The following is a 26,083-nucleotide window of genomic DNA, read 5'->3' as shown; positions in this document are numbered from 1 at the left end:
AATACGGTTCAATCGCGACCGTCGGCTTTGCTTGCGCCCGTACGGTTCATGGCGAGCCATTAACAAACTTCCGAAAAGACGGCATAATATTGGCTTGCCAATGAAGCAGCCCGTGAGCACCGCCAGGAGCAATGTTGACCGACGCCTTGACTAGAGAGCGTTCTCTCACCTGCGTCCACGGCCTTGTCCCCGCGACGGCCGCCGCCGAGACCGCGAAGACCGTCGAGGCCGGTGAAGCGGCCCTGGGCCGGGCCGCCCCCGGGTAGGCGTCCAGCGGCCCTCGAACGGCCGAGGACACGGCGAACTCCACGCGACCGCCCGCAGCAGCACGGCGAGGGCGGCGACGCGCGATCAGCACGATCACCCAGTAGTCATCCATTCCAGACGATCGACGGCGCCCGGGCCGGACCGGGCGCCCGAGACCCGCACAGATCGGCCACGCCATGGCAGAGACAGAGCTCGACCCCGAAGCCCTCCAGGAGTACCGGACCCTGATCCAGGAGCAACTGGACCACCTCGACTCGATCATCCCCAGACTCAAGAAGGGCAACGAACTCGGGCGCCTGCCCGCTTTCGGCCAGCTCGATGGCTCGGCCTCCGCGCAGGCGAACTACGAGACCTTCCACCAGACCACCTGGGAGAACCTCCAGAACCTGCGGGCCTCCCTCAGCGGCATCATCGAGACGCTCGAGGACACCGCCGAACTCGCCGTCGAGGCCGACGAGGCCGCCGCCACCGAGATGGACGGCTACGATGCCGAACTCACGGGGTAGCGACGTGCGGGCATGGAACCGCCGCGCCACCGCGGGCGCCGCCGCCCTCGCGGCGGGACTGACCTTGGCCGCCTGTAACGGATCCGGGTCCGACGCGACCGCGAACGGCCCCTCCGGCAGCCTCGCCGTCATGGATGACTGGCGCGGCTGCGAGGTCTTCGGCGACTTCACCGACCTCCAGGAGCGCCTGGGCGCCACGGGGATCGACGGCGAGTTGCAGAGCGACGGACTGGAGGAGGGGATCGACGCCGAGGCCGCCGGATGCGCCGGGCTGTTCGACCTCGCCGCCTTCGCCGACACGCAGGGCTCGTTCGACTTCTCGGTGACCGGCGACGCGACCGCCCGCGGCGGCCTCGCCCCCTGGAGCACCGAGGCCGAGGCCGAGGCGAACTTCGCCGACCGGGTGGAGCAGCGGCGCGAGAACCCCGCCGGGGTCGCCTACACCGACCAGACCGAGGGCGAACTCGGCGGCGACTGGGACGAGAGCCTCTACATCGCCGCCGACTCGGCCAACCGCTTCTACCTCGACGCCTACGGGCGCAAGGGCGACTGGGTCGTGTACCTCTCCATCGACTTCCTCCACGACCCGGGCGTCGACGCCTACGAGACCGCACCGGAGTTCTACCCGGACTCCGACGCCGACCAGATGGCGGTGTACCCGTTCACCACCGACGAACTCGTCGCGTGGGTGACCGGCGAGCACCTCACCCAGATCCAGACCGACATCGTTGAACGAGCCGAGAGCGAGGCGGGCCGATGACCGAGGCGTCCCAGATCGAACGCGAGGAGTACGGGAAGATGGACGCGGGCCAGTCCGCGTCCCAGTACCGGGCGGCGGCGAACGCCCTCATGGTCAGCCCGCACTGCGGCACCGACTCCTGCACGTGCAAAGTGGAGGAGCCCGCCGAGGCCGCCTGGGTCAAGCTCATGTCGGCGGTGCCGCAGGCGACCCAGATCAACAACCTCCGCGCCGGCCGCGAGGGCACCATGATGCTCCCCGAGGGCCAGACCATCCAGTCCATGGTCGCCTCGATCCGCCCGCAGCCCGAGGCCGACTACGCCCTCGACACCATCCGGGACGCCTGGATCGACTTCTACGAGGAGTTCCGGATCGTCGGCCCGAAGATCGAGCAGGGCCTCACCGCCCTCTCCTCGGGCTGGAAGGGCGTCGACTTCGACGCCTTCGAGGAGCAGGCCGAGACCGTCGTCAAGAACTGCCGCACGATCCAGAGCGACATCGGCGGCGAGGACGGCACCGACGGCGTCATCAAGGTCCTCGACACCAAGCAGTCCGAGATCTTCGAGCAGCAGGGCGGCACCGCGTGCGTCTACCCCGCGCCGAAGTTCTACATGGAGGGCACCAAGTGCGGCTCCCACCGCATCCACATCCGCCCCCCGTTCTTCCGCAACTGCGAGATCCGCGAGAACGACGAGACCAAGGCCGCCTTGGAGCTCGCCGGGTTCGACCCGATGATCGTGGACGAGGTGAGCGACGGCCGCCAGCGCACCTATGACATGTGGATGGAGTTCGTCACCGCCAACCCCGACTACACCGAGGGCGGGCTCAAGGGCGAGGAGCTGGCGACCAGCAAGGCCGAGGAGTACGCGACGCAGCGCCTGGAGACGCTGGGCCCGAAGGGCGCCAGCCACCTCGACGAGGAGGCCGCGCGCGTCAACGAGGAGGTCACCGAGCGCCACAGCAACGTCGAGGCGCAGGTGACCGAGGTCGAGCCCGACGTGCGCCCGTCGCAGCCGACCACGTTCAACGAGGGCATGACGGACCTGCCCGGCAGCGGCGGCCTCGACACCGGCGGGGGCGGCGGGATGCCCGACCTCCCCGGCGGCGGGAGCCTGGACGGCATGACCGCCCCGAGCGACCTGTCGAAGCTCGACGACTCCTCCGGGTTCGGCAGCCCCAGCCTCAGCAGCACCACCGGCGGCGGTGGCGGGAGCGACCTGCCGAGCGCGTACAGCGCCGGCGGCACGCCGCCCGGTTCGATCACCGGCGGCAGCGACCTGAGCGGGATCGGCGACGAGAACCCGTTCAGCGCGGGCCTGGACGACCCGGACAACCTCGCCAACGGCGGACTCACCGGCGGCGGCGGGTACGGCGGCTCGGTGCCCGGTTCGATCACCGGCGGGAGCGACCTGACGACCGGGGACAACCCGTGGAGCTCCAGCACGCCGCTGCCCGAGGACGCCTCCGGCGGTCTCGCCAGCGGCGGCGTTCCCGGCTCGACCCTGCCGCCGAGCGCCCTCGGCGGTGGCGGCGGTGGCGGCGGCCTCCAGAGCGGTACTCCGAGCAACCTGATGCCGCCGGGCGGCGGCAGCGTCCCGGGCGGGGTCGCCACGCCGCGGGGCCTGAGCACCCGGCCGGGATCGACCACCTCGGGCAAGCCGTTGACCCCGCGGGTCCCCGGCGGCACGGGCGGGCGCGTGCCGGGCGCCACCGGCACCGGCGGGCGCGTCCCCGGCGGTCTCGGTTCGACCAAGGGGCTGACGAGCGGGACCGGCGGCGGCCGGCCCGGAGGCGTCGGCGGCAGCGGATCGGGGCTGCGGCCCGGAGGCGGCGCCGGTGGCGGTACGGGCTCGGGCCTGCGCAGCGGCGGTGTCGGCGGTGCCGGCGCGGGCGGCGGCATGGGCCGAGGCGGCGTCGGCGGCGGCGGTGTGGGCGGCACTGGCGCGGGACGCGGCGGGGTCGTCGGCGGCGGGGGGATGCTCCCCGGCGGCGCGGCGGGCCGCGGGGCCGGCGAGGACGGCCCGCAGGAGCGCAAGGTCTGGCTCGTCGAGGACGACGACGTGTGGGGCGGGGTCCCGGAGGACGAAGAGGACGACCCCTACGCATAGAGCCGATCAGGGCGCGGGAAGGCCACCGTGCAGGCCGACCCGCGCCCTGGTCACTGTTCGGGGTTCGGTGAGCGGGAGGGGCGGTGGTCGCTCCGCGTTCGCGTTGCCGGGCGTGGGGTGTGGGCGAGCGGAGAACGGACCCGGTCCGGATCGGCGAGCCGCCCGCAGGCGGGTTCCATCGCCTTCTCCGCGTTCGCGTTGCCCGGCACGGGAGTGTGTAAGCGAGCGGAGAACTAACCCGGTCCGGGTAAGCCAGCGCCTCGGGTTCGAGTACGGAAGTCTTCACCGTCTCCGGGAGATCTCCGAAACGCTCACCGGGGCCGCTTTCCCCGAGCGCTGATCAGTCGACTACCGACCGCTTGCCGCTGTGGGTGAGGATGCGGTCGATCAGCGCCATCGGCAGGTGCCGCGCGAGCGTGGCGATGACCTTGTACTGCCAACCGGGGATGCTGACGGACCGGCGCCTCCGCCAGTCCCGCAGCGCTTTCGCGACGAGCACTTCGGCTTCGAGCCACAGGAAGCCGGGGACGCCGCTCATGTTCATCCGGGCGCTGTCGTGGAATTCGGTGCGCGTGAATCCGGGGCACAGCGCCATGACGGCGACCTCGTGCCCGCGCATCTTCACCGCCGTCGACCGGCTGAAGTTGATCACCCACGCCTTGCTGGCCGAGTAGGTCGAACTGGGGAAGAACCCGAGCACGGAGGCGAGGTTGATGACGCCGCCTCGACGGCGCTCGACCATCGATGGCAGCGCGGCGAGCGTCAATCGGAGCACGGCCTCGGTGTGCAGCCGCAGCATCGCGGTCTCGGCCTCCGGCGGGGTCGCGAGGAACCGGGTCGGGTGGCCGAATCCGGCGTTGTTCACCAGCAGGTCGAGGCCTTCGCCGCAGCGGCGCTCGATCCGGGCGAGGTCCGCTTCCACCGTGAGGTCGGCGGTCAGCGTCTCGCAGTCCGCGGGCAGCGACGCGGCGGCGCGCTCGAGGCCTTCGCCGTCGCAGTCCACGAGCACGAGCCGGTAGCCCTCGGCCGCAAGCGCTCTGGCGAACGCCGCGCCGATTCCCGATGCGGCGCCGGTGATCAGGGCCGAAGGTTGCGGTTGCCGCTCGCGCATCGGCCGAGTGTATCGAGCCGATGCGCGAGCCGACCGCGGCCGGTCAAGGCCGCGTTCACATCTCGCTGTAGCGCTTCGCGGCGTCCAGGCGTTCCTGGAGGAAGGACGCGGTGACCTGGCGGCCGTGGCCGAGACCGTTCTCCTTGCTCGGCGGCGTCGCGAAGTACAGCACGTAGGCGGCGGTGTCGCGCTGGTAGCGCCAGCCTTCGGACAGCGGGCCCACGTCGTAGGCGTCGTACCCGACCGCGTCGAGGAAGTCGCTGACCGCGCGCTTCGCGGCGGCGTCGTCCCCGGCGATCGCGAGGACCGAGCGCTCGGCGCTGCCGGTCGGGCGGGCCAGCTCGCCGATGTGGTCGAAGTAGATGTTGTTGAAGGCCTTCACCACGTGCGACTCGGGCAGGTGCGCCTGGAGCAGTTCGCTGACCGTGGTGGTCTCGGCGTCGAGCTCGGGGATGCGGCCGTCGCGCTCGGGGTAGTAGTTGTTGGTGTCGATGACGGTCTTGCCGCGCAGCTCCTCGACCGGGACGCTCTTGTAGGCGTGGAGGGGGACGGTGACCACGACCAGGTCCCCCGCGGCGGCGGCCTCGGCGGGCGTGGCGGCCCTGGCCTTCGGTCCCAGTTCCGCGACCAGGTCGGCCAGGGAATCCGGTCCGCGCCGGTTGCTCAGTACGACGTCGTAGCCCGCGGCCACCGCCAGGCGCGCGACGGCGCCGCCGATCTTGCCGCTGCCGATCAATCCGATGGTGCTCATACCCAGGTGCAACCACCCGGTTCGGGCGGGAATTCCGCTTTTCGGCAGTGTGTATCGGCACCCGTCAGGGCTCAGGCGGCCCATTCGGGGTCGCGGCCCAGGTAGCGCAGGAGCGCCGCGGCCTCGTCGTCGCCCTCCTGCGGCGCGAGGGCCGGCGCGTAGGCCCCGAAGTTCCGCAGCGGCTCCACGATCCGCTTCGCGACTTCGAGCAGTTCCCTTGCGGCCCAGGGAGTGAGCGGCTGTTCCTGGCCGGTTGCCCGGGCGATGTCCCAGGCGTGGACGGCCGCGTCGAGCGCGCAGGCTCCCGAGCCGGTCGCGGCGTCGAGCAGGTTCGGCGGAACCGGGACCGGCACCTCGGCGGCGTCCGCGGCGACGGTGCCCCAGGCCTCGGCGGCGGCGGTGATCGCGGCCTTGACGTGCTCGACCGGGTCGGCGTCGAGCCGGCCCGAGGGGGCGAACGGGTTCTCGGCCGGGCCCGCGCCGCCGGTGATGGCGGCGGCGAAACCGACCTGGTCGCCCGCCGCGTGCTGGAGGACCTGCGTGACGGTCCAGTGCTCGCACGGGGTGGGCAGGTCCCACTCGGCGTCGCCGACGCCTTGGACCGCGCCGAGCAGCGCGGTGTGGGCCTCGTTCAGCAGGTTCCATTCGGTGGTCATGTCGTGCTCCTTCGTTCCGGCGGGCGGGTCGCTCGCTCGATGATGCAAGCTTAACAGAAGGGAATATTCCATTCCGTTAGCGTCCGGGTTTTTCCGGCCCGAGGATGACGGCCGTCGCGCTCACGGCGGCGTTCGGAGCCGCCGTGGACCGCCTGTCGTAGGGTTCGCCCATGGACGAATCCCCCACGCGCGTCCCGGCCGGTTCCCTGCCCGTCCGCGGCTACGACGACAAGAACCGCACCATCGAGCATCCCAGCGCGGCGGAACTCGCCTCCCGGGTGCGAGCGATCGGGCAGGAGGGCTCGCAGTTCATCGTGCTGCTGCGAATCCCCCACATGCCCCACGACAGCCTCCAGGCCGGGCTCGGCGACGCGCCCGGCACGCTCCTGGTCTCCTTCCGGACCGGCGACGATCCGTGGCAGGAGGCGACGGTGCCCGCCGAGGCCGCGCCCGGGCTGTTCCTCGCCTGGGCCGCGAACGAACCCGGCTGGCAGGGCGACCACGCGTGGGAGCGGGCCGGATGGTGGAACCCGGCCGACCCGCCCGAGCCCGATCCGGAGGCGGCCGCCTGGGCGAGCGGGCAGGCGCAGCGGTTCATCGACGAGGGCTACCTCGAATTCGACGAGCTGGTCGATGCCCTGCACGAGCTGTCCGACTCCGACCCGCGGCTGTCCTCGGCGCAGGCGCAGGCGATCGCCGCGCCGCTGTGGCGCGAACGCGTCGCCGCGCAGGCCGCCTGGGGCGCCAGCGACTGCGACCGGCTCACCGCGGCCTTCGCCGACCTCGACGGCCGGGGCATCGTCGCCCGGGAGAACTTCGCGTGCTGCCAGAACTGCGGCACCACCGAGATCTGGGGCGAGGCCGACGACGCGACCCGCGGTTACGCGTTCTTCCACATGCAGGACACCGAGTACGCCCCGCAGGGCGCCGTGCACCTCTCGTACGGCTCGCGGTCGGACGCCACTGAGGACGTCGAGTCGATCGGCGAGGAGATCGTGAAGGTCCTCGGCGAGCACGGGCTCCGCACCGAGTGGAACGGCTCGCGCAAGACCCGCATCGAGGTCCTCGTCCCGGACTGGCGCCGCCGGCTCAAGTAGGTCGGACTCGCCTGCGGCCTGCGGAAGGCCGGGCCTTCCGCGGTGCCCGGTCAGGCGGTGACGCGGTCGAGGACGATCGGTCCGCGCGCGGCGGGCTCGGCGCCGACCGTCCACCGACCGGCGAGGCTCTCCTTGGCGGCGGCGAAGCGCTCGGGCGTGTCGGTGTGGAGGCGGAAGACCGCCTCGCCCGCCGTGACCTTCTCCCCCACGGTCTTGAGGATCTCGACGCCCGCGCCCGCCTGCACCGGCTGGCCCTGGCGTTCGCGGCCCGCGCCGAGGCGCCAGGCGGCGACGCCCACGGCGTAGGCGTCCATCTCGGACACGAACCCGTCGGCGTCGGCGGTGACCTCCTCGCTCTCGCGGGCGGTCGGCAGCGCCGCGTCGACCTCGCCGCCTTGGGCGGCGATCATCTTGCGCCACACGTCCATCGCGCGGCCGTCGCGCAGCGCGGCGGCCGGGTCGGCGTCGGGCCTGCCCGCGGCGGCGAGCATCTCCTCGGCGAGGGCCACGGTCAGCTCGACCACGTCGGCCGGTCCCCCGCCGGAGAGGACTTCCACGGACTCGCGCACTTCGAGGGCGTTGCCGGCGGTGCGGCCCAAGGGGATCGACATGTCGGTGAGCAGGGCGCGGGTGTCGACGCCGTGGTCGGAGCCGAGGCGGACCATGGTCTCGGCGAGTTCGCGGGCCTGCCCGAACTCCTTCATGAAGGCGCCGGAGCCGACCTTGACGTCGAGCACGATCGCGTCCGCGCCCTCGGCGATCTTCTTGCACATGATGGAGGAGGCGATGAGCGGGATCGACTCCACTGTGGAGGTGATGTCGCGCAGGGCGTAGAGCTTCTTGTCGGCGGGGGCGAGGTCGCCGGTGGCCGCGCAGATGACCGCGCCGATGTCCTTGAGCTGCTGGAGAACCCGGCCCTCGGTCAGGTCGACCTGGAGGCCCGGGATCGCTTCGAGCTTGTCGAGGGTGCCGCCGGTGTGGCCCAGGCCCCGGCCCGAGAGCTGCGGGACGGCGACATCGAAGACGGCGACGAGCGGGGCCAGCGGCAGCGTGATCTTGTCGCCGACGCCGCCGGTGGAGTGCTTGTCGACGCAGGGCCTGCCGACGGCGGCGAGGTCGAGGGTGATCCCCGAGCGGATCATCGCGGCGGTCCAGTCGGCGATCTCGCGCGGCCGCGCGCCGTTGAGGAAGATCGCCATGGCCAGGGCGGACATCTGCTCGTCGGCGACCTCGCCCTTGGTGTAGGCGTCGATGACCCAGTCGATCTGGGCGGTCGAGAGCTCGCCGCCGTCCCTCTTGGCGCGGATGACGTCGACAGCGGTGATCATGGGCGTTCCCTCACTCGTCCTGGGCGCGGCCCGATCGGGGCCGCGCCTCGTTTTCAGTCCTGCGCCAGGTGGTCGGGCCCGAACGCGCCGGGCAGCAGTGCGCCCACGGTGGTCGGTCCGGGCCGGTCGTCCACGAGGCATTCGGGGCCGCCGTGCTCGAAGAGCAGTTGGCGGCACCGGCCGCAGGGGGTGAGGGGTTCGCCCGCGCCGTCGACGCAGGCGACCGCGACCAGTCGGCCGCCGCCGGAGACGGCCAGGTCCGAGACCATGCCGCATTCGGCGCAGAGCGTCAGCCCGTAGGAGGCGTTCTCGACGTTGCAGCCGGAGACGATCCGGCCGTCGTCGACGAGTCCGGCAACGCCCACGGGGTACTTCGAGTAGGGCACGTACGCGTGGCGCATGGCCTCCCTCGCGGTGCGGCGCAGCGTCTCCCAGTCGACGGGCGCGGCGCCGGAGCCCACTACTTGTCCCCCGGGTTGTAGGGCACGCCGTCGGCCGCGGGGGCCTTGGCCCTGCCGATGAGGCCGGCCACGACCACGAGGGTGACCGCGTACGGGAGCATCTGGAGGAACTCGCCGGGGACGATCGAGGCGCCCGCGGCGTCGAGGTCGCGCGCGACCTGCGTGGTGAAGCCGAAGATGAGCGCCCCGGCGAGGACCCCGAGGGGGTTCCAGCGGCCGACGATCATGACCGCGAGCGCGACGAACCCGAGCCCGGCGGTCATGTTCTTGCCGAAGGCGAGCGAGTTCGCGATGGTGAACCAGGCGCCGCCGAAGCCGGAGAGGAGGCCCGCGACGGTGACGTTCCAGAAGCGGAGGCGGTTGACGTTGACGCCCATGGAGTCGGCGGCGGCGGGGTGCTCGCCGACCGCGCGGGTGCGCAGGCCCCAGCGGGTGCGATAGAGCAGGAACCAGACGACGGCGACCATGGCGATGCCGACGTACACGAAGACCTTCTGCTGGAACAGGACCGGGCCGAGGATCGGGATGTCGGTGAGCGGGCCCCAGGTGATGGTCTTGACCGAGTACGCGGAGTTGAGGCCCTCGGCCTTCTTCAACTGGTCGTACATGAAGCTGGTGAAGCCGAGGGCGAGGAGGTTGAGGATGACGCCGACGACGACCTGGTTGACCTGGTACTTGGTGGCGAGGAGGGCCAGCAGCATGGTCGAGAGGGAACCGGCGAGCATCGCGCCGACCATGCCGGCGTAGACGTTCCCGGTGATGTTGGCGACCAGGACCCCGGTGAAGGCGCCCATGAGGAACTGGCCCTCGATGCCGATGTTGATGACGCCCGAGCGTTCGCAGACGACGCCCGAGAAGGCGCCGAACAGGTACGGCATCGACAGGAACAGGGCACCGGCGAGGATCGACTCGGCCCGGAAGACGGTGCCGGGCTGGGAGTAGTTCCAGATCAGGAGCGACAGGACGACGGCGGTGACGGCCGCGGCGGTGGCGATCTTGAACCAGCGCTGCGGGAGTCCGACGATCATCCAGATCGCCAGGCCGACCACGACGAGGTTGAGGAAGGCGACGACCGGGTCGCTCGGGAGGGTCCAGGAGAAGTCGGTGAGCGTGCGGTCGAAGGCCACGGTGGCGCTCTCGCCGATGCCGACCAGGGAGACGGCGGCGCGGACGGCGACGGCCAGGACCAGGAAGACGACGCCCGCCAGGAGGTGGCGGACCGGTTTGGTCTCGTCGACGAGCGGCGGTGCGGTCATGGTGTCCGATGCCATGGGGCTCACCAGCCTTTCGCTTCGAGGGTGACCAGGCCGCCGCGCGGGGCCCTCAGGTGCAGGATCGCCTTGACCAGTGCGGGCGCGGCGATGAAGAGCACGATGATCGCCTGGAGCAGGATCGAGATGTCGACCGGGACGGCCGGCTGGGCCGAGAGCGACCCGGCCTTGAGCGCGCCGAACAGGATCGCGGCCGCGACGATGCCGCCGGGCTTGGCGCGGCCCAGGAGGGCGACGGTGATGCCGTCGAAGCCGTACTCCAGCGCGGTGTTGGTGGTGATGCCCGAGGCGCCGACGCCGAGCGACAGGGCCGCGCCGGCGAGCCCGGCGAGGGCGCCCGCGGCGGCCATGGTGGTCGTGTAGGTCGCGCCGATGCGCATCCCTGCGGTCGCGGAGGCGTGCTCGTTGAAGCCGACGGCGCGGATGCGGAACCCGAAGGTGGACTTCGACAGCAGCCACCACACGAAGACCGCGGCGGCGACGCCGAGGAGGAGCGCGAGGTTGACCCGCAGGCTCGGGTTGAACGAGGAGAGCAGGGTCGGGAGGGTCGCCGTCTCGTTGACGGGCTTGGTGACCAGTTCGGACTTGGTCTCCGAGTGGAGGAACTGGGACCCGATCGCCCACACCAGGAACAGCGCGGCGATGTTGTTGAGCATGATCGAAGAGATGACCTCGTGCGCCCCGGTGGTGGCCTTGAGGACGCCGGGGACGGCGCCGAAGATGCCGCCGGCGACCGCGCCGGCGATGACCGCGAGCGGCAGGTGGATCGCGGCCGGGAGGTTGAGGGTGAAGCCGATGACGAGGGCGCCGAGCATCCCGAAGATCATCTGGCCCTGGGCGCCGATGTTGAACAGGCCCGCGCGGAAGGCGAGGCCGACGGCTAGGCCGGTGAAGATCAGCGGGGTCGCGTTGAGGAGCGTCTCGGAGAGGGGCCGCAGGAGGTTCCCGAACTCGACGTCCCCGGCGCGGAAGGCCTCCAGGGTGTTCAGGTTGAGGATCGCGCCTTGGAACAGGGCCAGGTAGGAGTCGTAGACGAGGTTCCAGGAGGCGGACAGGGCGTCCTGGGGGCGCGCGAAGAAGTAGGTCCAGGTGGAGCGGACGCCCTCGTCAGAGACGATGAGCAGGACCGCGCCGATGAAGAACGCCATCACCAGCGAGTAGATGGTGACCATGACCGAGTTCGCCTCGATCAGGTAGCGGCCGAAGAGCCGCATGAAGTTGGGCCTCGGCTCGGTGGTCTCAGCCGACTCGGGCTGCTCGGGGGCCGGGGTCTCGGTCTCCGTGCTCAACGGTCACCTCCATTGGCGTCCTCGTCGGTTTCGGTGCTGGTCTCGACATCGGTCTCGGTCTCGGTCTCGACCTCGGCGTCGTTCACGACGGCGGCGGCCTCCGGGCCGCTGTCGGCTTCGTCGTCGGCCGTGTCAGTCTCGTCGTCGAGGCGGCCGCCGACCATGAGGCGGCCGATCACCTCGCGCGGGGTGTCGGGGTCGACCTCGCCGACGATGCGGCCGTTGTAGATCACGGCGATGCGGTCGGCCAGGGCGTAGATCTCGTCCAGTTCGGACGAGATGAGCAGGATCCCGGTCCCGGTGTCGCGCTCGGCGACGAGCCGGGAGTGGATGAACTGGGTGGCGCCGACGTCCACGCCGCGGGTCGGCTGCGCCGCCACGAGGAACCGGCGGGGCCGGGAGAACTCGCGGGCGATGATGACCTTCTGCTGGTTGCCGCCCGACAGCGACGAGGCGGACTCGTCCGGAGACTGGGTGCGGATGTCGAACTCGGCGATCGAGTCCACCGCTCGGCGGTCCACCGCGGAGGCGTTGACCACGCCGCTGCTCGCGAACGGGGCGTCGCGGTACTGGTTGAGCACCAGGTTCTCGGCGACCGAGAACTCCGCGACCAGGCCGTCGCGGCCGCGGTCCTCGGGGATGTAGCCCAGGCCCGCCTTGATGCGCCGGGCCGGGTTGCGGCCGTGCACGTCCTCGCCGTCGATCGCGATGTGCCCGGCGTCGGGCTTGAGGAGGCCGAGGATCGAGCGGGCCAGCTCGGTCTGGCCGTTGCCCTCCACGCCCGCCAGGCCCACGATCTCACCGGCGTGGACGGTCAGTTCGAGCCCGTCGAGGGCCTTCACGCCCGCGTCGGTGACCACCGTCAGGTCGGTGACCTCCAGACGCGGCTCGCCCGGCTCCGCAGCGGACTTGTCCACCTGGAGCGAGACGGCCCGGCCGACCATCGCGGAGGCCATCTCGGACTCAGACGCCGTGGGCTCCAGCTCGGCGACGACCTTGCCGCGGCGGATCACCGTGATGGTGTCGGCCACGGCCTGGACCTCTTTGAGCTTGTGCGAGATGAACAGGATCGACGTGCCGCCCTCGGCGAGGTTGCGCATGATCTGGAGCAGCTCGGTGATCTCGGCGGGCGTGAGCACCGCCGTGGGCTCGTCCAGGATGAGCAGCTCGGTCTTCGGGCCCGACAGGGCCTTGACGATCTCGACGCGCTGCTGGACCCCGACCGGCAGGTCCTCGCAGATCGCGTCCGGGTCGAGGTGCAGCCCGTACTGCTCGGACACGTCGCGGACGGCCCGGCGCGCCGCGCCGGCCGAGAGCACCCCCGCGAAACGGGTGTGCTCCCGGCCGAGCTGCACATTGTCGGCGACGCTGAAGGGCCCGACGAGCTTGAAGTGCTGGTGCACCATCCCGATCCCCGCGGCGATCGCCTCGCCCGGGTCGGAGAAGTCCACCGGCTCCCCGTCGATGAGGATCTCGCCGCTGGTCGGCTGCAAGATCCCGTAGAGCATGTTCATGAGCGTCGACTTGCCCGCGCCGTTCTCGCCGAGGACGGCGTGGATCTGGCCGGGCTCGACCACCAGGTCGATGTCGTCGTCCGCGGTGAACGAGCCGAACTTCTTCGTCAGGCCCTTCAGTTCGAGTCGCAATGCACGTCCCTTTGGATCAGAGTGTCGGTGCTACCCGAGTGCGGCGCTAGCCGGCGCTCGGGCTGGACGGCGACTCGACGACCAGGGTGCCGTCGATGATCTGCTGCGTCAGCTCCTCGATCTCGGCCTTCGTCTCGTCCGAGACGACCGAGTCGAAGTCGTGGAACGGCGCCAGCGCCACCCCGCCGTTCTCCAAGGTGCCGACGTACTCGCCGCCGGTGGTGCCGTCGTAAGCGGCGAGCACGGCGTCGCGCACGGCGTTCGCCAGGCCCTTCTCGGCGGAGGTGATGATCTCGGCGCCGTACTCGGTGGACTCGAAGCCGTCGGTGTCGACCCAGATCGCGTAGACCGCGTCGTTCTCCTGGGCGGCCGTCAGAGCGCCCAGGCCCGCGGGGCCGGCGACCGGGAAGATGATGTCCGCGCCCTGCTGGATGAACGTGTCCGAAGTGCTCTTGCCGCCGGCGGTGTCCTCGAAGCTGTTGAGGAAGGTGCCCTCCTGCGCTTCGGCGTCCCAGCCGAGGAGCTCGACCTCGGTGCCCTTGTCGGCGTTGTGCTGCTCGATGCCCGCGGCGAAGCCGTCCATGAAGATGGTCACCGGCGGGATCTGGAGGCCGCCCCAGGTGGCGACGGTGCCCGTCTCGGTCTGCGCGGCCGCGACGTAGCCGGCGAGGAAGGCCGACTGGGCGGTGTCGAACTCGACCGAGTAGACGTTGTCGATCGCCGAGAGGCCGTCGACCGTGGCGAAGGGAAGCTCGGGGTTGGCCTCGGCGATGGTGTCCACGTTCGCGGTCATGAGGCCGCCGACGCCGACGATGAAGTCGCAGCCGTCGTCGACCGAGGACTGGAGGTTCGGGTCGTAGTCGGTCTCGGAGGCCGACTCCTTGAAGGAGACCTTGATGTCGGAGTTCTCGTCGGCGGCGGCCTCCATGCCGGCCCAGGAGGACTCGTTGAAGGACTTGTCGTCGACGCCACCGGAGTCGGTGACCATGCAGGCGTGGAACGACGCCTCGGCGTTGTTGTCGTCGCCGCCGTCGTCGGTGGGCGCGTCGCCGCAGGCGGCGAGGGCGGCGAGGCCGATGGCGGAGAAGCCCGCCAGGGCCAGCTTGAACGGCTTGACAGCCATCTGGTCTCCTTTGACAATCCAAGGGGGTAAGTCGATACCCGCCTAATCATGGCCGCAGTCGCGGTCCTTTGACACTGTCCTTGATGATTTCGTTACCGAAACATCCTATGACTGAGACCAGTGGTGAACTGGTGTTTCGCCTGGACTACGGCGTGGTTGCAGCTCCGGGCACCCGCGGGCCGTTACCGGCGGGTGAACGGCGCGCGCGGGCGCCTGGAATCGGTAACCGTTTCCAGACCCGCTACTGCCAGAAGACGGCCACCGCGGCGGTCGCGGCGATGAGCGCGCCGGTCGCGTAGAAGTGCCCCGCGGCGACCTTCTCGCGCTTCTTCCAGACCGGGATCGCGATCATGACCGCGAGCAGCAGCGCGAAGAGGAACTTGACGCCGAGCTTGGCGTGGTTGGCGTCGCCGTCGGCGCTGGCGAGCCCGTAGAGGACGATGCCGGTGGCGAGCTGGGCGGCCGCGCCGTAGAGCATCGCGGCGTTGAAGTCGAACTTGCGCTTGAGGAGCGAGACCAGCCAGCCGCCGAAGATCGCGGCGAAGCCGAGCAGGTGGAGGTAGCGCAGCAGCAGGTGGACGAATTCCATGACCGGAGTATGGCAGAGGGCGCGGCCCGCACGCGCGTGAGCGGCCGGTCGCGAACTTCAGTCACAGTGGCACCGCGAATGCGCCGTGGCATCGGGAGTGCCGCATCGGGAGTGCGCGTTGGCAGTGCGGCCGGGAATGCGCATCGGCAGCGAGGACCGGAATGCGGTCTCTCCGGTGCGGCCGGGCCCGTGGACGGGCGGGGCTATCGTGGGCGGCCCGCGCACTCCCGACCCCAGGAGCACCCCCGATGAGCGAGCGGCCCGAGTCCGGATTCAAGGCCATGCCGAGCGAGGGCCGGCCGGCGGTCGTGCTCTCGTGGTTCTTCTGCGGCGCCTTCGCCATGCAGGAGTGGTGCGACCGCGCGACGATGCGGGGGCCGGACGCGAGGACGGCCGGGACCTGGGGGTCCCGGCCGCCGACGTACTGACCTAGTGCACGCGGTGCGCGCCGGCCGCGGCGCGGGCGACGAACACCCGCGGGACCGGCAGGCCGGCCCCGGCCGCCGCCTCGACCACGGCCGCTTCGACCTTCGCGGCCGCGTCGGCCTCGACCAGGGCGATCGCGCTGCCGCCGAAGCCGCCGCCGGTCATGCGGGCGCCGAGGGCGCCGGCGCCGAGCGCCGCGTCCACCGCGGAGTCGAGCTCGACCGAGGAGACCTCGTAGTCGTCGCGCAGTGACACGTGCGAGGCCGTGAGCAGTTCGCCGATACCGGAAACGTTGCCTCCCTTGAGGATCGCCACGGTCGCCTTGACCCGCGCGTTCTCGGACAGGACGTGGCGCATCCGGCGGTTGAGCCGGTCGTCCGCCAGTTCGGCGTCGGCCGGGGCGTCGCGCAGGTGGCTCACGCCCAGCAGCCTGGCGGCCTCCTCGCAGTCGGCGCGGCGGGCGCCGTACTCGCCGTCGGCGTGGCGGTGCGGGGCCCGCGTGTCGATGACGAGCATCGTCAGCCCCTCGGGCGCCAGGTCGAACGGGACCTGCTCGCGGGAGAGGTCGCGGCAGTCCATGAACATGACGTTCCCGGCGGTGCACAGCAGCGAGGCGGACTGGTCGAGCACCCCGGTGGGGGCGCCGACGTACTCGTTCTCGGCCTTCTGCGCGATGCGGGCGGCCTCGGCGCGGTCGATCTCGTGGCCGTGGAGGTCGGCGAGGGCGATCAGCGCCGCGCATTCGAGCGCGGCCGAAGAGGACAGTCCCGCGCCGTGCGGCACGTCCGAGTGGAGCGCGATGCGGACCGGGCCGACCGGGTAGCCCGACTCGTTCAGCGCCCAGGCGACGCCCGCGAGGTAGGCCGCCCAGCCGTCGACGCGCTCCCCGGAGGGACCGTCGAGGCGCTCGGAGCGGACGGTCGAGCCGCCGTCGTACGTGGAGTGGAACTCCCAGGTCTCGGACCTGGAGACGGCCACCGCCGCGTAGAACGGCAGCGCGAAGGGCATCACGAAGCCGTCGTTGTAGTCGGTGTGCTCGCCGATGAGGTTCACGCGGCCGGGCGCGGCCCAGGCGCCTTCGGGCTCGGCGCCGAAGACCTCGCGGTGGGCCGCGGCGGCGGACTCGGCGAGGCGGGCGGCGTGCGGGTCAGGAGCGGGCATGCTGGTAGTACTCCCAGGCGTCGGCGACCATGCGGTCGAGGGTGTCGCGGCTGGGCTTCCAGCCCAGTTCGGTCTTGGCGCGCTCGGAGGAGGCGACGAGTTCGGCGGGGTCGCCGGCGCGGCGCGGGCCGATGCTCACGGGGAAGTCGACGCCGGTGACGCGCTTGACGGTGGCGACGACCTCCTTGTTGGAGAAGCCGTTGCCGTTGCCGAGGTTGTAGATCTTGTGCCGCCCCGACTCGGCGGCCTTGAGGGCGAGCAGGTGGGCCTCGGCGAGGTCGGCGACGTGGATGTAGTCGCGCACGCAGGTGCCGTCGGGGGTCGGGTAGTCGTCGCCGAAGAGGCCGAAGGACTCGCGCGCGCCCGAGGCGGCGTCGAAGGCGATCGGGATGATGTGGGTCTCGGGCTCGTGGTTCTCGCCGTGCCAGGTGCCGGTCTTGTCCTTGTAGGCGCCGACGACGTTGAAGTAGCGCAGGGAGACCGCGGCGAGGCCGTGGGCGGTAACGGCCGAGGCGATGGCCATGTCGCTGGCGAGCTTGGTCGCGCCGTAGGTGGAGGTGGGGTCCTTGACGGCGTCCTCGCGGATGGGGACCTCGGTGGGGTTGCCGTAGACGGCGGCGGTGGAGGAGAACACGAGGGTGCCGACCCCGGCGGCGCGCATAGCGGTGAGGAGGGCGAAGGTGCCGGTGGTGTTGGCCTCCCAGTAGATGCCGGGCTTCTCCATGGACTCGCCCGCGGCGATGAGCCCGGCGAAGTGGAGCACCCCGTCGAAGGTGCCGTCGAGGACCTCGGCGACCTCTTGGACGGGCCGGCGGACGAGGGTCGCTCCGGCGGGGACGCGGTCGGCGGCGCCGGTCGAGCAGTCGTCGAGGACGACGACCTCGTGCCCTTCTTCGAGCAGCATCGTGGCGACGATCGATCCGATGTAGCCGGCGCCGCCGGTGACGAGGTACTTCACAGTGCTTCCTTCAGGATCTCAGCGGCCGTCTCGGGGCCGAGGTCGTTGACGAATCCGCCCATGACCGACTCCGAGGAGGCCAGGAACTTGACCTTGCCCGCGCCGCGGCGGATCGAGACGACCTCCAGGCGCAGGCGCCCCAGTTCGCGTCCTTCGCCGACGGGGGCCTGGTGCCAGCCTGCCATGTACGGCATGGCCTCGCCCGGGAAGGCGACGTCGCAGCGTTTCAGCACGTCGAGGTAGAGCGGGGCGAACGCGGCGATCGACTCGTCGGTGAGTTCGGCGAGGTCGGCGAAGCGCTGGAGCGGGTAGAGGTGGACCTCGAAGGGCCAGCGGGCAGCGAAGGGGGTGAAGGCGATCCAGTGGTCGTTCTCGGCGATGACGCGGGGGCCGCGGCGCTCGGCCTCGATGATGTCGTCGAACAGGTCGCGGCCGGTGGCCCGCTTGTGGCGGGCGGCGGCGGCGAGGTGGGTGCGGGTCTGCGGGGTGACGTAGGGGTAGCCGTAGATCTGGCCGTGGGGGTGGTGGAGGGTCACGCCGATCTCGACGCCGCGGTTCTCGAAGCAGAAGACCTGGGCGATGTCGCCGCGGGCGGAGAGCTCGGCGGTGCGCGAGGCGAGGGCGCGGACGACGAGTTCGACCCGTTCGGGGCTGAGGTCCACGAGGGAGGACTCATGCTGGTCCGAGAAGCAGACGACCTCGCAGCGTCCTGAGGCGGGGGCGGTGACCGCCATGCCGGTACCGGGATCGGCAGGGGGGAGGGGCCCGGGTTCGCCGAAGCCGCCGAAGCTGGGGAAGCGGTTCTCGAAGACGGCGACCTCGTAGTCGGGGGCGGGGATCTCGGTGAGCTCATCGCCGTCGGTGGGGCACAGCGGGCAGGCGACCGGGAGGGTCGGGCGGGAGCTGCGCCCGGCGGAGACGGCGACCCATTCGTCGCGCAGGACGTCGTAGCGCAGTTGGCCGGCGCTGACGCGGTCGCCGAGGTCGCGCTTGTCGGCGAAGCCGGCGCGCCCGGCGTCGGGGCTGGAGTTGAAGTAGATGACCTGGCGGCCGTCGGCGAGGCTGCCGGTCTCGGTGTGGAAGGCGGTCATGGTCTCTTCTCGGTGGTGGTGCGGGCCCCGGTTTCGGGCACCGGCGCGAGCACGACCTGGTCGGCATGGTCGCCCAGCACGCGCCGGGCCTCCTCGTCGAGGAGGGAGTCGGTGACGATGACGTCGGCGTCGCCGAGCGCGGCGATGGTGGCGATGCCGACGACGTCGAACTTGGTGTGGTCGGCGAGGACCACGAGGCGCCGGCCCTTGCCGGCGAGGGTGGAGACGGTCTCGGCCTCGAGGAGGTTGGGGGTGGTGAAACCCGCGCGTTCGGACATGCCGTGGACGCCGAGGAAGACGGTGTCGACGTTGACGCGTTCGAGCGAGGCGACGGCGAAGGGGCCGACGAGGGCATCCGAGGGGGTGCGGACGCCGCCGGTGAGGATGACGGTCTGGTCGCTGCGGCCGGCGCGGTAGAAGACGTCGGCGACGGGCACGGAGTTGGTGACCACGGTGAGGTCGGCGACGTCGGTGAGGCGGTGGGCGAGGGTCCACGTGGTGGTCCCGGCCGAGAGGGCGATGGCCTGCCCGGGGCCGACGAGCGTCGCGGCGGCGTCGGCGATGGCCTGCTTCTCCGCCTCCTGGCGGACCTGCTTGACGGCGAAGCCCGGTTCGGCCGTGGAGCCGAAGTCGACGGCGGTCGCGCCGCCGTGGACCTTGGCGACGAGACCGCGTTCGGCGAGGGTCTCCAGGTCGCGGCGGATGGTCATGTCCGAGACGCCGAACTCCTCGACGAGTTCGGCCACGCGGACCGCCCCGGTCCGGTGGACGCGCTCGGCGATCCTGCTCTGTCGCTGCTGCGCCAACATGGCGCCTCCCATAAAATACGCGAGCACATAATGCTCAAGATCCAACACAATTAAACATCACGATCGTCGGCGCCGCAATACCGGGTGGTCGCCGTCTCGGCCCGGATGTCAGAATCGGTCCATGACCACTGCCGACCGCAAGCCCCGCGCCTTCTCAGGGATCCAGCCCACCTCGGACTCGTTCCACCTCGGGAACTACCTGGGCGCGCTGCGGCAGTGGGTGCCGATCCAGGACACCGCGGACGCCTTCTACTGCGTCGTCGACCTCCACGCGATCACCGTCGATCACGAGCCAAAGGTATTGCACGAGCGCTCCCGTGTCAGTGCCGCGCAGCTGCTGGCCCTGGGACTCGACCCCGAGAAGTGCTCGCTGTTCGTCCAGTCGCAGGTGCCCGAGCACCCGATGCTCGCGTGGATCCTCGGCTGCGAGACCGGCTTCGGCGAGGCCGGGCGCATGACCCAGTTCAAGGACAAGTCCGCCAAACAAGAACGCACAACGGTGGGCCTGTTCACCTACCCGGTGCTCCAGGCGGCCGACATCCTGCTGTACCAGACCGAGCAGGTCCCCGTCGGCGAGGACCAGCGCCAGCACCTGGAGCTCTCGCGCGACCTCGCCGTCCGGTTCAACACCACGTACGGGAGCACCTTCAAGGTGCCCGAGGCGAGGATCGTCAAGGAGACCGCGACGATCAAGGACCTCTCCGAGCCCGAGAAGAAGATGTCGAAGTCCTCGCCGAGCCCGCGCGGGTGCGTCTACCTGCTCGACGAGCCCGGCCAGATCCGCAAGAAGATCAAGAGCGCCGTCACCGACTCCGAGGCCGAGGTGCGCTACGACGTCGAGCGCAAGCCGGGCGTGTCGAACCTGCTGAACATCTACGCCGCGCTGGGCGACACCACCGTCGCGAAGCTCGAGGCCGAGTACGCCGGGAAGGGCTACGGGGACTTCAAGGGCGACCTGGCCGAGGTCGTGGTCGAGGCGATCGGGCCGATCACGCGGCGGACCAAGGAGTACCTGGCCGACAGGGCCGAGCTGGACCGGATCCTCGCGCAGGGGGCCGAGAGGGCCAGGCAGGTCGCCTCGCGGACCCTCGCGAAGGCGTACAAGAAGGTCGGCTTCTTCCCTCCGGCGGCGCTTTAGTGGCCGAGTCCGACTTGTCGGCGCGGCCCGGTGAGGCCGTCGTCGTCGGCGTGGCCGTGCCGGTGCCCTCGCCGTGGCGCGAGGTGCTCGACCAGGCGCGCATCGCCTCCGGCGACCCGTTCGGCGGGACGGTGCCCGCGCACCTGACCCTGCTGGGGCCCACCGAGATCGACGCGGGCGACCTGGCGGCGGCGCAGGCGCGCCTCGACGAGGTGAGCGCCGCGTTCGGGCCGTTCAACCTGCACCTGCGGGGGACGGGGTCGTTCCGGCCGGTCACCGAGGTCGTGTTCGTCGCGGTCGTGGACGGCATCGCCGGGTGCGAGCGGCTGGAGGCGGCGATCCGGACCGGCCCGATGGCGCGGGAGCGGAGCTTCCCGTACCACCCGCACATCACCGTGGCGCAGAACGTGCCGAGCGAGGCGCTGGACCGGGCGTTCGACGAGCTGTCCGGGTTCGAGGCGAAGTTCCCGGTGGCCTCGTTCACGCTGTACACGCACCCGAGCCCGGGCAACCCCGAGGCGGCGGCCGTGCCGTGGACGCCGACGAAGGTCTACCCGCTGACGGGGACGTGAGGCGGCCGCTCGGGGTGGGCGAGGGGGTTGGAGAGCGCGTCGGCGGCGGGGCCGCCGACGGCGGTCAGAAGTCGAAGAGCTCTTCGAAGACGCTCTTGCGCTTCTTCTTCTTGTAGTGGTAGTCGTCGCTGCGGCGGCGATCGTCGTAGTGGTCGTCGCGGCGCCGGTCGTCATAGCGGCGGTCGTCGTGTCGGCGATCGTCGTAGCGCGGCGGCGCGGGCGGGGGCGGCGCGACCGCCGCTCCACGATGGAACACGGCCTCGGCGCTCATCAGGTGCTCAAGCTCGCCTCGGTCGAGGAAAATGCCTTTGCACTCGGAACACTGCTCCACGACGACGCCGTTGCGTTCGTACTGGTGCATAAGGTTCTGACATTTCGGACAGAGCATCTGCATCATGAGAAGAATCTATCGTGAATTCCTCGTCTATGCCCAACCGGCACTGGGCGTATGCGCCTGAGAGTCTTCTCAGCTTCGCAAGGGTGAGGCGGGTCGGCCGACCGACCCGCCTCACCCGCGAGAGTCCCACGGCGGCCAAGCCGCCGGCCCGTTCCAGGCCTCGGCTTTCTTCGCTTCGTTCCTCAGTGCGTGCTGCACTTCCGCTTCACACACTTCGTTCCTCAGTGTGTGAAGTGCCGCGTTCCCGTGAGGTACATCGTCACTCCGGCGCGCTTGGCCGCGTCGATCACGGCCTCGTCGCGCACCGAGCCGCCCGGTTGCACCACGGCCTTGACCCCGGCTTCGACCAGGATCTCCAGCCCGTCCGGGAACGGGAAGAACGCGTCAGACGACGCGACCGCGCCGCGGGCGCGCTCGGCCCCGGCCCGCTCCACCGCGAGCTTCGCCGAGTCGACCCGGTTCACCTGGCCCATGCCCACGCCCACCGAAGCGCCCCCGCGCGCCAACAGGATCGCGTTCGACTTCACCGAACGCACCGCGCGCCAAGCGAACACCAGGTCCGCGAGCGTCTCGGCGTCCGCCGCCGTGCCCGTCGCGAGCGTCCAGTTCGCCGGGTCGTCACCGTCGGCGTCGATCCGGTCCGGCTTCTGAGCGAGCACCCCGCCCGAGATCGGCTTGAGCTCGATCCCCGCCGGCACCCACTCCGGCGCGCGCAGCAGCCGCAGGTTCTTCTTCGCCGAGAGGATCACGACCGCCTCGTCGGTGAACGCCGGAGCCACCACCACCTCGGTGAAGATCTCCGCGATCTGCGCCGCCGCCTCCGCGTCCACCTCGCCGTTCGCGGCGATCACGCCGCCGAACGCGCTCAGCGGGTCGCACTCGTGCGCCTTGCGGTGTGCCTCGGCGATCGAAGCGCCCACGGCGATCCCGCACGGGTTGGCGTGCTTGATGATCGCGACCGCGGGCGCGCTGAAGTCGTGCGCGGCACGCCAAGCGGCGTCCGCGTCCGTGTAGTTGTTGAAGCTCATCGCCTTGCCGTGCAGCTGCTCGGCCTGCGCCAGGCCCGCCGCGCCCGGCGCGCTGTACACCGCCGCGGCCTGGTGCGGGTTCTCGCCGTAGCGCAGGTCCGCGAGCTTCGCCATCGGCACGGCCTGGAAGTCGCTCAGACCGCCGTCCGCGGATTGCTCGGCGAGCCACGTCGCGACCGCCGCGTCGTAGGTCGCGAGGTGCGCGAAGGCCTTGGCGGCCAGGCGAAGGCGCTGCTGCGCGGTGGTGCCTTCGACCGCTGCGGCGCGCACCAGGTCGTAGTCGGCGGGGTCGACGACCACGGCGACGTTCGCGTGGTTCTTCGCCGCGCCGCGCACCATCGAAGGGCCGCCGACGTCGATCTTCTCGACGATGTCGTCGAAACCCGCGCCCGAGGCGACCGTGGCCGCGAACGGGTACAGGTTGCCCACGAGCAGATCGAACGCCTCGATGCCGAGCTCGGCGAGCTGGTCGCGGTGGGATTCGCGGCGCACGTCGGCGAGCATCCCGGCGTGGACCTTCGGGTGCAGGGTCTTCACGCGGTCGTCGAGGATCTCGGGGAACCCGGTGAGCTCCTCGACCTTGGTCACGGGGATGCCGGCCTCGGCGATGCGCGCGGCCGTCGAGCCGGTCGACACGAGCGCGACGCCCGAAGCATGGAGGTCCGCCGCGAGTTCGACCACGCCGGTCTTGTCGAATACGGAGATGAGGGCTCGCTTGATGAGCTTCCGCTCGGACATGAATGCACTGCTCCTGATCGAGTAAGACTGCGGCCCAGGCGTTCGACCGCAGTGACAGGTTCAGCAGTGCCGCTCCCTGGTGGTGCTCCACCTGCGAACGTCTCAGAAGGTCTCCCCTCAACAACGAGCTGCCCGGTCCGTGCCACGGGAAACCTCGAAAGACGTCACTCGCCAGTCGCGACCAGCCGAGCGTAACACGGCCGTTTCGGCCCGTTCCGCCGCGAGCGCCGGTGAGGATCGCCACCAATGGCGCGAGGCGAGCGCGCCGAGCAGTGCGCCGACCGCGTTGAGCAGCACGTCGTCCACAGAGGCGACCCGTCCGGTCCCGAACGCGAACTGCGCGGTCTCGACCAGGGAGGCGCCGACGGCCCCGCCGAGGAACACCGCCCACAGGCCGACCTTGAACCGCAGCGGCACGAAGACTCCGGCGAGGAAGAACAGCAGGAGGTTGCCGACCAGTTGCTCCACGATCGTGCGGGGATCGGCCGAGGCCAGGTCGACGAGGTCGGCGAACGGGACGAGCTGGACCCCGCCCGAGCCGCCGCGCGGGGTGAGCACCAGGAACAGCCAGGGCAGCGTTCCGGCGACCATCCCGACCTCGGCGATCGAGTGCCGCCACGCGGTCGGCGAAGGCACGCCGCGCCGCAGGCGCACCGAAGCGAGCGCCCAGGCGAGGAGGAGGCCCAAGGGCACCAAGGCGAGAGAGACGAGCATCGTCGTGGATTCGAGCGCGTTGACGGCGAGGGGAGCGCCGAAGGCGAGAGGGAAGGGCGGGGGCATGGCGGCCTCAGCCGAGGCGGACGCGGCGGTCTTCGACCTTCCAGCCGTCGCGGACCATGCGGCCGACCGCGGTGACCAGTTGGGCCCGCTCGGCCTCCTTGATCCGCTCGGTCAGCGTCTCGACGGTGTCGTCGTCCTCGACCGGGACCGCGCACTGCGCCACGATCGGCCCGGTGTCGACCCCGGAGTCGCAGATGAACAGGGTCGCGCCCGCGAGCTTGACGCCCGCCGCGAGCGCCTCGCCGGGGCCGTTCATCCCGGGGAAGGCGGGCAGCAGCGAGTTGTGGGTGTTGATGTACCGGCCCGGGAAGGCCCCCAGGAAGCGCGGGCCGCAGAGCTTCAGGAACCCGGCCGAGACGATCAGGTCCGGCGCGTACGAGGCGACCGTGCGCGTGAGGGCCTCGTCCCAGGCGTCGCGGGTCGGGTAGTCCTTGACGCGGTGCACGAAGGCCGGCACGCCCGCCTTCGCGGCGCGCTCGGCGCCGAAGGTGCCGTTCCGGTCGGCGCCGACGGCGACGACCCGGGCCCCGTAGGCGGGGTCGGCGCAGGCGTCGAGCAGGGCCTGGAGGTTCGAGCCGGAGCCGGAGACGAGCACGACGAGCCTCGCGTCGGCGGCGCCCGCGGAGCCGTGGATTGGCGCGGTGGTCACGCCCAGAACCCTAACGCGTCCTCGCGGCTCGGCGCGGGTTCGGGGATGACCACCGTGTCTCTGCGCACGAGCTCGGCCTCGGCGGCCCGGCGGTGCACGGCGAACAGGCGCGCGATCATCGCGGCGCCAACGAGGCCGATGAGGAACTGGACGGCGCCGATCCCGGCCACGGCGAGCGGGTCGGGCCCCAGGTCGGCGAGCAGGTGCCGACCGGCCGCGCCGCCCGAGAGGTAGGAGAGCAGCCCCAGGGTCGCGGCGGCGGTCGCGGCCGCGAGGATCGCCGCGGTGGTCACGCGCGGGGCCCGCAGGTCCGGGGAGCGGTAGGTGAGGACCACGCCGAAGACCGCCGCGAGCATCAGCGGCAGTCCGATGAGGAGGGTCGCGTAGTCGGGCAGCGGCGCGGAGGGCACGGCCGCGAAGACCGGGAACGCCGGGAGCGGCCCGATCTCGACGAGTTCGGCCTGGACGGCGGTGCCCGCGCCGACGGCGAAGCCGGGGCCGACGAGGTACGCGGCGGCCCACACCGCGAGGTTCGGCAGGTAGAGCAGGCTCAGCAGGGCCACGATCCAGGACTCGTCGCCGTAGACGGCGAGCGTGTCGGCGACGACCGGTCCGCGCACGGCGAACGCGACGCCGGTCGCGGCGGCGCCGCAGGCCAGGAGCGCGCCGGCGGTGGTCAACCCGGTGCGCAGGCCGCGGCGCAGCCACTCGGAGGCCGCGTCCCAGGGCAGGACCCCGGCCTCGCGGGCGGCGCCGTAGGCGGTCGCGGCGACGACGAGCGGCACGGCGTGCAGCAGCGCCGGCAAGACGTCCACACTGAACGGTCCGGTGCCGCACAGGGCCGCCGCCCCGGCGACCGCGCCGGTGTAGAGGATGGTGACGAGCCCGGCCGCGGCGCGGACCGCGGCGGCGTTGCGGCCGCCGATGGCGCGGGTCGTCCCGGCGGCGGCCTTCGCGAGGCGCCAGGCGATCACGGCGGTCAAGGCGAGCGGGGTGACGCTCAGGTGCATCGGTCCGATGTCGACGGGCACGCCGTGGCCCGAGAGCCACGCGATTCCGGCGGCGGCGACCACCGTGGCGACCGAGCCTTCGCGCCCGGCCTGCCACCAGCCGAGGATGACGCACACGAGGATCGGCGTGAACACGACCACGATGGACCACGTGGTCGTCGCCAGCGCGGAGGCGACCAGGGCCCGGGGGCGGCGGGGGGCCTTGGCGCGAGAGGGGATCGCGGTGTCGGTGCGGCTCTGGGCGGGGAGGGGGTTCGCGGAGTCGTCGATGCGCACGGTGTCGCGCTGCGCGTTGCGCGCGGGGCCGGGCCGCCGTCTCGGTCGTTGCTCCACGCCGACCAGTCTGTCACAAGGGGGCACGTGGAGGACGGTTCCCATGACGGG

General features: G+C 71.4%; 27 protein-coding genes. 8 read left to right on the top strand and 19 right to left on the bottom strand.

What is annotated here, in order from left to right; all coding sequences use genetic code 11:
* Window positions 1-134: 134 nt before the first annotated feature.
* The 4 genes from IF12_RS26860 (at window position 135) to IF12_RS23635 (ending at window position 3,620) form a co-directional block, all read left to right on the top strand.
* Window positions 135-266: a hypothetical protein gene (locus tag IF12_RS26860; protein WP_255343522.1), complete on the top strand. Its 132-nt coding sequence runs from the start codon at window positions 135-137 to the stop codon at window positions 264-266.
* 177 nt (window positions 267-443) lie between these two features.
* On the top strand, window positions 444-773 hold the full coding sequence (locus IF12_RS0101445; RefSeq protein ID WP_030144488.1) for a hypothetical protein: 330 nt from the start codon (window positions 444-446) through the stop codon (window positions 771-773).
* Window positions 774-777: 4 nt separating this feature from the next.
* Window positions 778-1,533 carry a hypothetical protein gene (locus IF12_RS0101440; protein ID WP_030144487.1) on the top strand — a complete coding sequence of 252 codons (756 nt, stop codon included), beginning with the start codon at window positions 778-780 and terminating at the stop codon, window positions 1,531-1,533.
* On the top strand, window positions 1,530-3,620 hold the full coding sequence (locus IF12_RS23635; protein WP_051703827.1) for a hypothetical protein: 2,091 nt from the start codon (window positions 1,530-1,532) through the stop codon (window positions 3,618-3,620). The genes IF12_RS0101440 and IF12_RS23635 overlap by 4 nt, the downstream gene beginning before the upstream one ends.
* A 340-nt stretch (window positions 3,621-3,960) precedes the next feature.
* Here IF12_RS23635 and IF12_RS0101430 read toward each other — a convergent pair whose 3' ends face one another.
* From IF12_RS0101430 to IF12_RS0101420, 3 genes are all read right to left on the bottom strand, one after another.
* Entirely contained in the window at window positions 3,961-4,731 is a 771-nt protein-coding gene (locus IF12_RS0101430; RefSeq protein WP_030144485.1) for an SDR family oxidoreductase, read from the bottom strand.
* 55 nt (window positions 4,732-4,786) lie between these two features.
* Window positions 4,787-5,482 (bottom strand): NADPH-dependent F420 reductase, encoded by a 696-nt coding sequence (locus IF12_RS0101425; protein ID WP_030144484.1) that lies wholly within the window; start codon window positions 5,480-5,482, stop codon window positions 4,787-4,789.
* A 71-nt stretch (window positions 5,483-5,553) separates the two neighbouring features.
* Window positions 5,554-6,138: a TIGR03086 family metal-binding protein gene (locus IF12_RS0101420; RefSeq protein ID WP_030144483.1), complete on the bottom strand. Its 585-nt coding sequence runs from the start codon at window positions 6,136-6,138 to the stop codon at window positions 5,554-5,556.
* A gap of 170 nt (window positions 6,139-6,308) precedes the next feature.
* On the opposite strand from IF12_RS0101420, the gene IF12_RS22510 reads away from it, so the two are divergent.
* A complete protein-coding gene (locus tag IF12_RS22510; protein WP_035748012.1) occupies window positions 6,309-7,235 on the top strand; it encodes a hypothetical protein in 927 nt (308 codons plus the stop codon).
* Window positions 7,236-7,285: 50 nt separating this feature from the next.
* Here IF12_RS22510 and IF12_RS0101410 read toward each other — a convergent pair whose 3' ends face one another.
* From IF12_RS0101410 to IF12_RS0101380, 7 genes are all read right to left on the bottom strand, one after another.
* Window positions 7,286-8,563 carry a thymidine phosphorylase gene (locus IF12_RS0101410; RefSeq protein WP_030144482.1) on the bottom strand — a complete coding sequence of 426 codons (1,278 nt, stop codon included), beginning with the start codon at window positions 8,561-8,563 and terminating at the stop codon, window positions 7,286-7,288.
* 53 nt (window positions 8,564-8,616) lie between these two features.
* The gene (locus IF12_RS0101405) at window positions 8,617-9,024 is read right to left on the bottom strand and encodes a cytidine deaminase (protein WP_030144481.1); all 408 of its coding nucleotides are present in this window, start codon (window positions 9,022-9,024) and stop codon (window positions 8,617-8,619) included.
* Window positions 9,024-10,295 (bottom strand): ABC transporter permease, encoded by a 1,272-nt coding sequence (locus IF12_RS0101400; protein ID WP_030144480.1) that lies wholly within the window; start codon window positions 10,293-10,295, stop codon window positions 9,024-9,026. Before IF12_RS0101400 ends, IF12_RS0101405 begins: the two co-directional genes overlap by 1 nt.
* A 5-nt stretch (window positions 10,296-10,300) precedes the next feature.
* Window positions 10,301-11,584 carry an ABC transporter permease gene (locus tag IF12_RS0101395; protein ID WP_030144479.1) on the bottom strand — a complete coding sequence of 428 codons (1,284 nt, stop codon included), beginning with the start codon at window positions 11,582-11,584 and terminating at the stop codon, window positions 10,301-10,303.
* Complete coding sequence (locus IF12_RS0101390) at window positions 11,581-13,230, bottom strand: ABC transporter ATP-binding protein (RefSeq protein WP_051703826.1); 1,650 nt, start codon at window positions 13,228-13,230, stop codon at window positions 11,581-11,583. The genes IF12_RS0101395 and IF12_RS0101390 overlap by 4 nt, the downstream gene beginning before the upstream one ends.
* A 46-nt stretch (window positions 13,231-13,276) precedes the next feature.
* Window positions 13,277-14,353 (bottom strand): BMP family protein, encoded by a 1,077-nt coding sequence (locus IF12_RS0101385; protein ID WP_081912898.1) that lies wholly within the window; start codon window positions 14,351-14,353, stop codon window positions 13,277-13,279.
* Window positions 14,354-14,594: 241 nt separating this feature from the next.
* Complete coding sequence (locus IF12_RS0101380; RefSeq protein ID WP_030144476.1) at window positions 14,595-14,942, bottom strand: hypothetical protein; 348 nt, start codon at window positions 14,940-14,942, stop codon at window positions 14,595-14,597.
* 248 nt (window positions 14,943-15,190) lie between these two features.
* Here IF12_RS0101380 and IF12_RS0101375 point away from each other — a divergent pair, with 248 nt between their 5' ends.
* Entirely contained in the window at window positions 15,191-15,370 is a 180-nt protein-coding gene (locus tag IF12_RS0101375) for a hypothetical protein (RefSeq protein WP_030144475.1), read from the top strand.
* 1 nt (window position 15,371) lies between these two features.
* On the opposite strand, the gene galK is transcribed toward IF12_RS0101375, so the two are convergent.
* Genes galK through IF12_RS0101355 form a run of 4 tightly spaced genes read right to left on the bottom strand, consistent with a single transcriptional unit; the run spans window position 15,372 to window position 19,387 of the window.
* Window positions 15,372-16,529, bottom strand: a complete 1,158-nt coding sequence (gene galK / locus IF12_RS0101370; protein ID WP_035748011.1) for a galactokinase — start codon at window positions 16,527-16,529, stop codon at window positions 15,372-15,374.
* Complete coding sequence (gene galE / locus IF12_RS0101365; RefSeq protein ID WP_030144473.1) at window positions 16,516-17,487, bottom strand: UDP-glucose 4-epimerase GalE; 972 nt, start codon at window positions 17,485-17,487, stop codon at window positions 16,516-16,518. Before galE ends, galK begins: the two co-directional genes overlap by 14 nt.
* On the bottom strand, window positions 17,484-18,578 hold the full coding sequence (galT, locus tag IF12_RS0101360) for a galactose-1-phosphate uridylyltransferase (RefSeq protein ID WP_030144472.1): 1,095 nt from the start codon (window positions 18,576-18,578) through the stop codon (window positions 17,484-17,486). The genes galE and galT overlap by 4 nt, the downstream gene beginning before the upstream one ends.
* Window positions 18,575-19,387: a DeoR/GlpR family DNA-binding transcription regulator gene (locus IF12_RS0101355; RefSeq protein WP_035748140.1), complete on the bottom strand. Its 813-nt coding sequence runs from the start codon at window positions 19,385-19,387 to the stop codon at window positions 18,575-18,577. The genes galT and IF12_RS0101355 overlap by 4 nt, the downstream gene beginning before the upstream one ends.
* 121 nt (window positions 19,388-19,508) lie before the next feature.
* On the opposite strand from IF12_RS0101355, the gene trpS reads away from it, so the two are divergent.
* Window positions 19,509-20,525, top strand: a complete 1,017-nt coding sequence (trpS, locus tag IF12_RS0101350; RefSeq protein WP_030144470.1) for a tryptophan--tRNA ligase — start codon at window positions 19,509-19,511, stop codon at window positions 20,523-20,525.
* The gene (locus IF12_RS0101345) at window positions 20,525-21,097 is read left to right on the top strand and encodes a 2'-5' RNA ligase family protein (RefSeq protein WP_081912895.1); all 573 of its coding nucleotides are present in this window, start codon (window positions 20,525-20,527) and stop codon (window positions 21,095-21,097) included. Before trpS ends, IF12_RS0101345 begins: the two co-directional genes overlap by 1 nt.
* A 64-nt stretch (window positions 21,098-21,161) precedes the next feature.
* Here the strand turns inward: IF12_RS0101345 and IF12_RS24620 are convergent, their stop codons facing one another.
* From IF12_RS24620 to IF12_RS0101320, 5 genes are all read right to left on the bottom strand, one after another.
* On the bottom strand, window positions 21,162-21,494 hold the full coding sequence (locus IF12_RS24620) for a zf-TFIIB domain-containing protein (protein WP_030144468.1): 333 nt from the start codon (window positions 21,492-21,494) through the stop codon (window positions 21,162-21,164).
* 221 nt (window positions 21,495-21,715) lie between these two features.
* Window positions 21,716-23,260, bottom strand: coding sequence for a bifunctional phosphoribosylaminoimidazolecarboxamide formyltransferase/IMP cyclohydrolase (gene purH, locus IF12_RS0101335; RefSeq protein ID WP_030144467.1), 1,545 nt, complete (start codon window positions 23,258-23,260; stop codon window positions 21,716-21,718).
* 117 nt (window positions 23,261-23,377) lie between these two features.
* Window positions 23,378-24,040, bottom strand: coding sequence for a VanZ family protein (locus IF12_RS0101330; RefSeq protein WP_231492275.1), 663 nt, complete (start codon window positions 24,038-24,040; stop codon window positions 23,378-23,380).
* A gap of 7 nt (window positions 24,041-24,047) precedes the next feature.
* The gene (gene purN / locus IF12_RS0101325) at window positions 24,048-24,689 is read right to left on the bottom strand and encodes a phosphoribosylglycinamide formyltransferase (protein ID WP_231492273.1); all 642 of its coding nucleotides are present in this window, start codon (window positions 24,687-24,689) and stop codon (window positions 24,048-24,050) included.
* Window positions 24,686-26,032 carry a DUF6350 family protein gene (locus IF12_RS0101320; protein WP_166659557.1) on the bottom strand — a complete coding sequence of 449 codons (1,347 nt, stop codon included), beginning with the start codon at window positions 26,030-26,032 and terminating at the stop codon, window positions 24,686-24,688. Before IF12_RS0101320 ends, purN begins: the two co-directional genes overlap by 4 nt.
* Between the last annotated feature and the right edge of the window lie 51 nt (window positions 26,033-26,083).

It is taken from the genome of Glycomyces sp. NRRL B-16210 (assembly GCF_000719515.1).
Classification (GTDB): Bacteria; Actinomycetota; Actinomycetes; order Mycobacteriales; family Micromonosporaceae; genus Glycomyces.
Note: the sequence above shows the minus strand (reverse complement) of the source record. Positions and strands in the feature narration are given on the sequence as shown.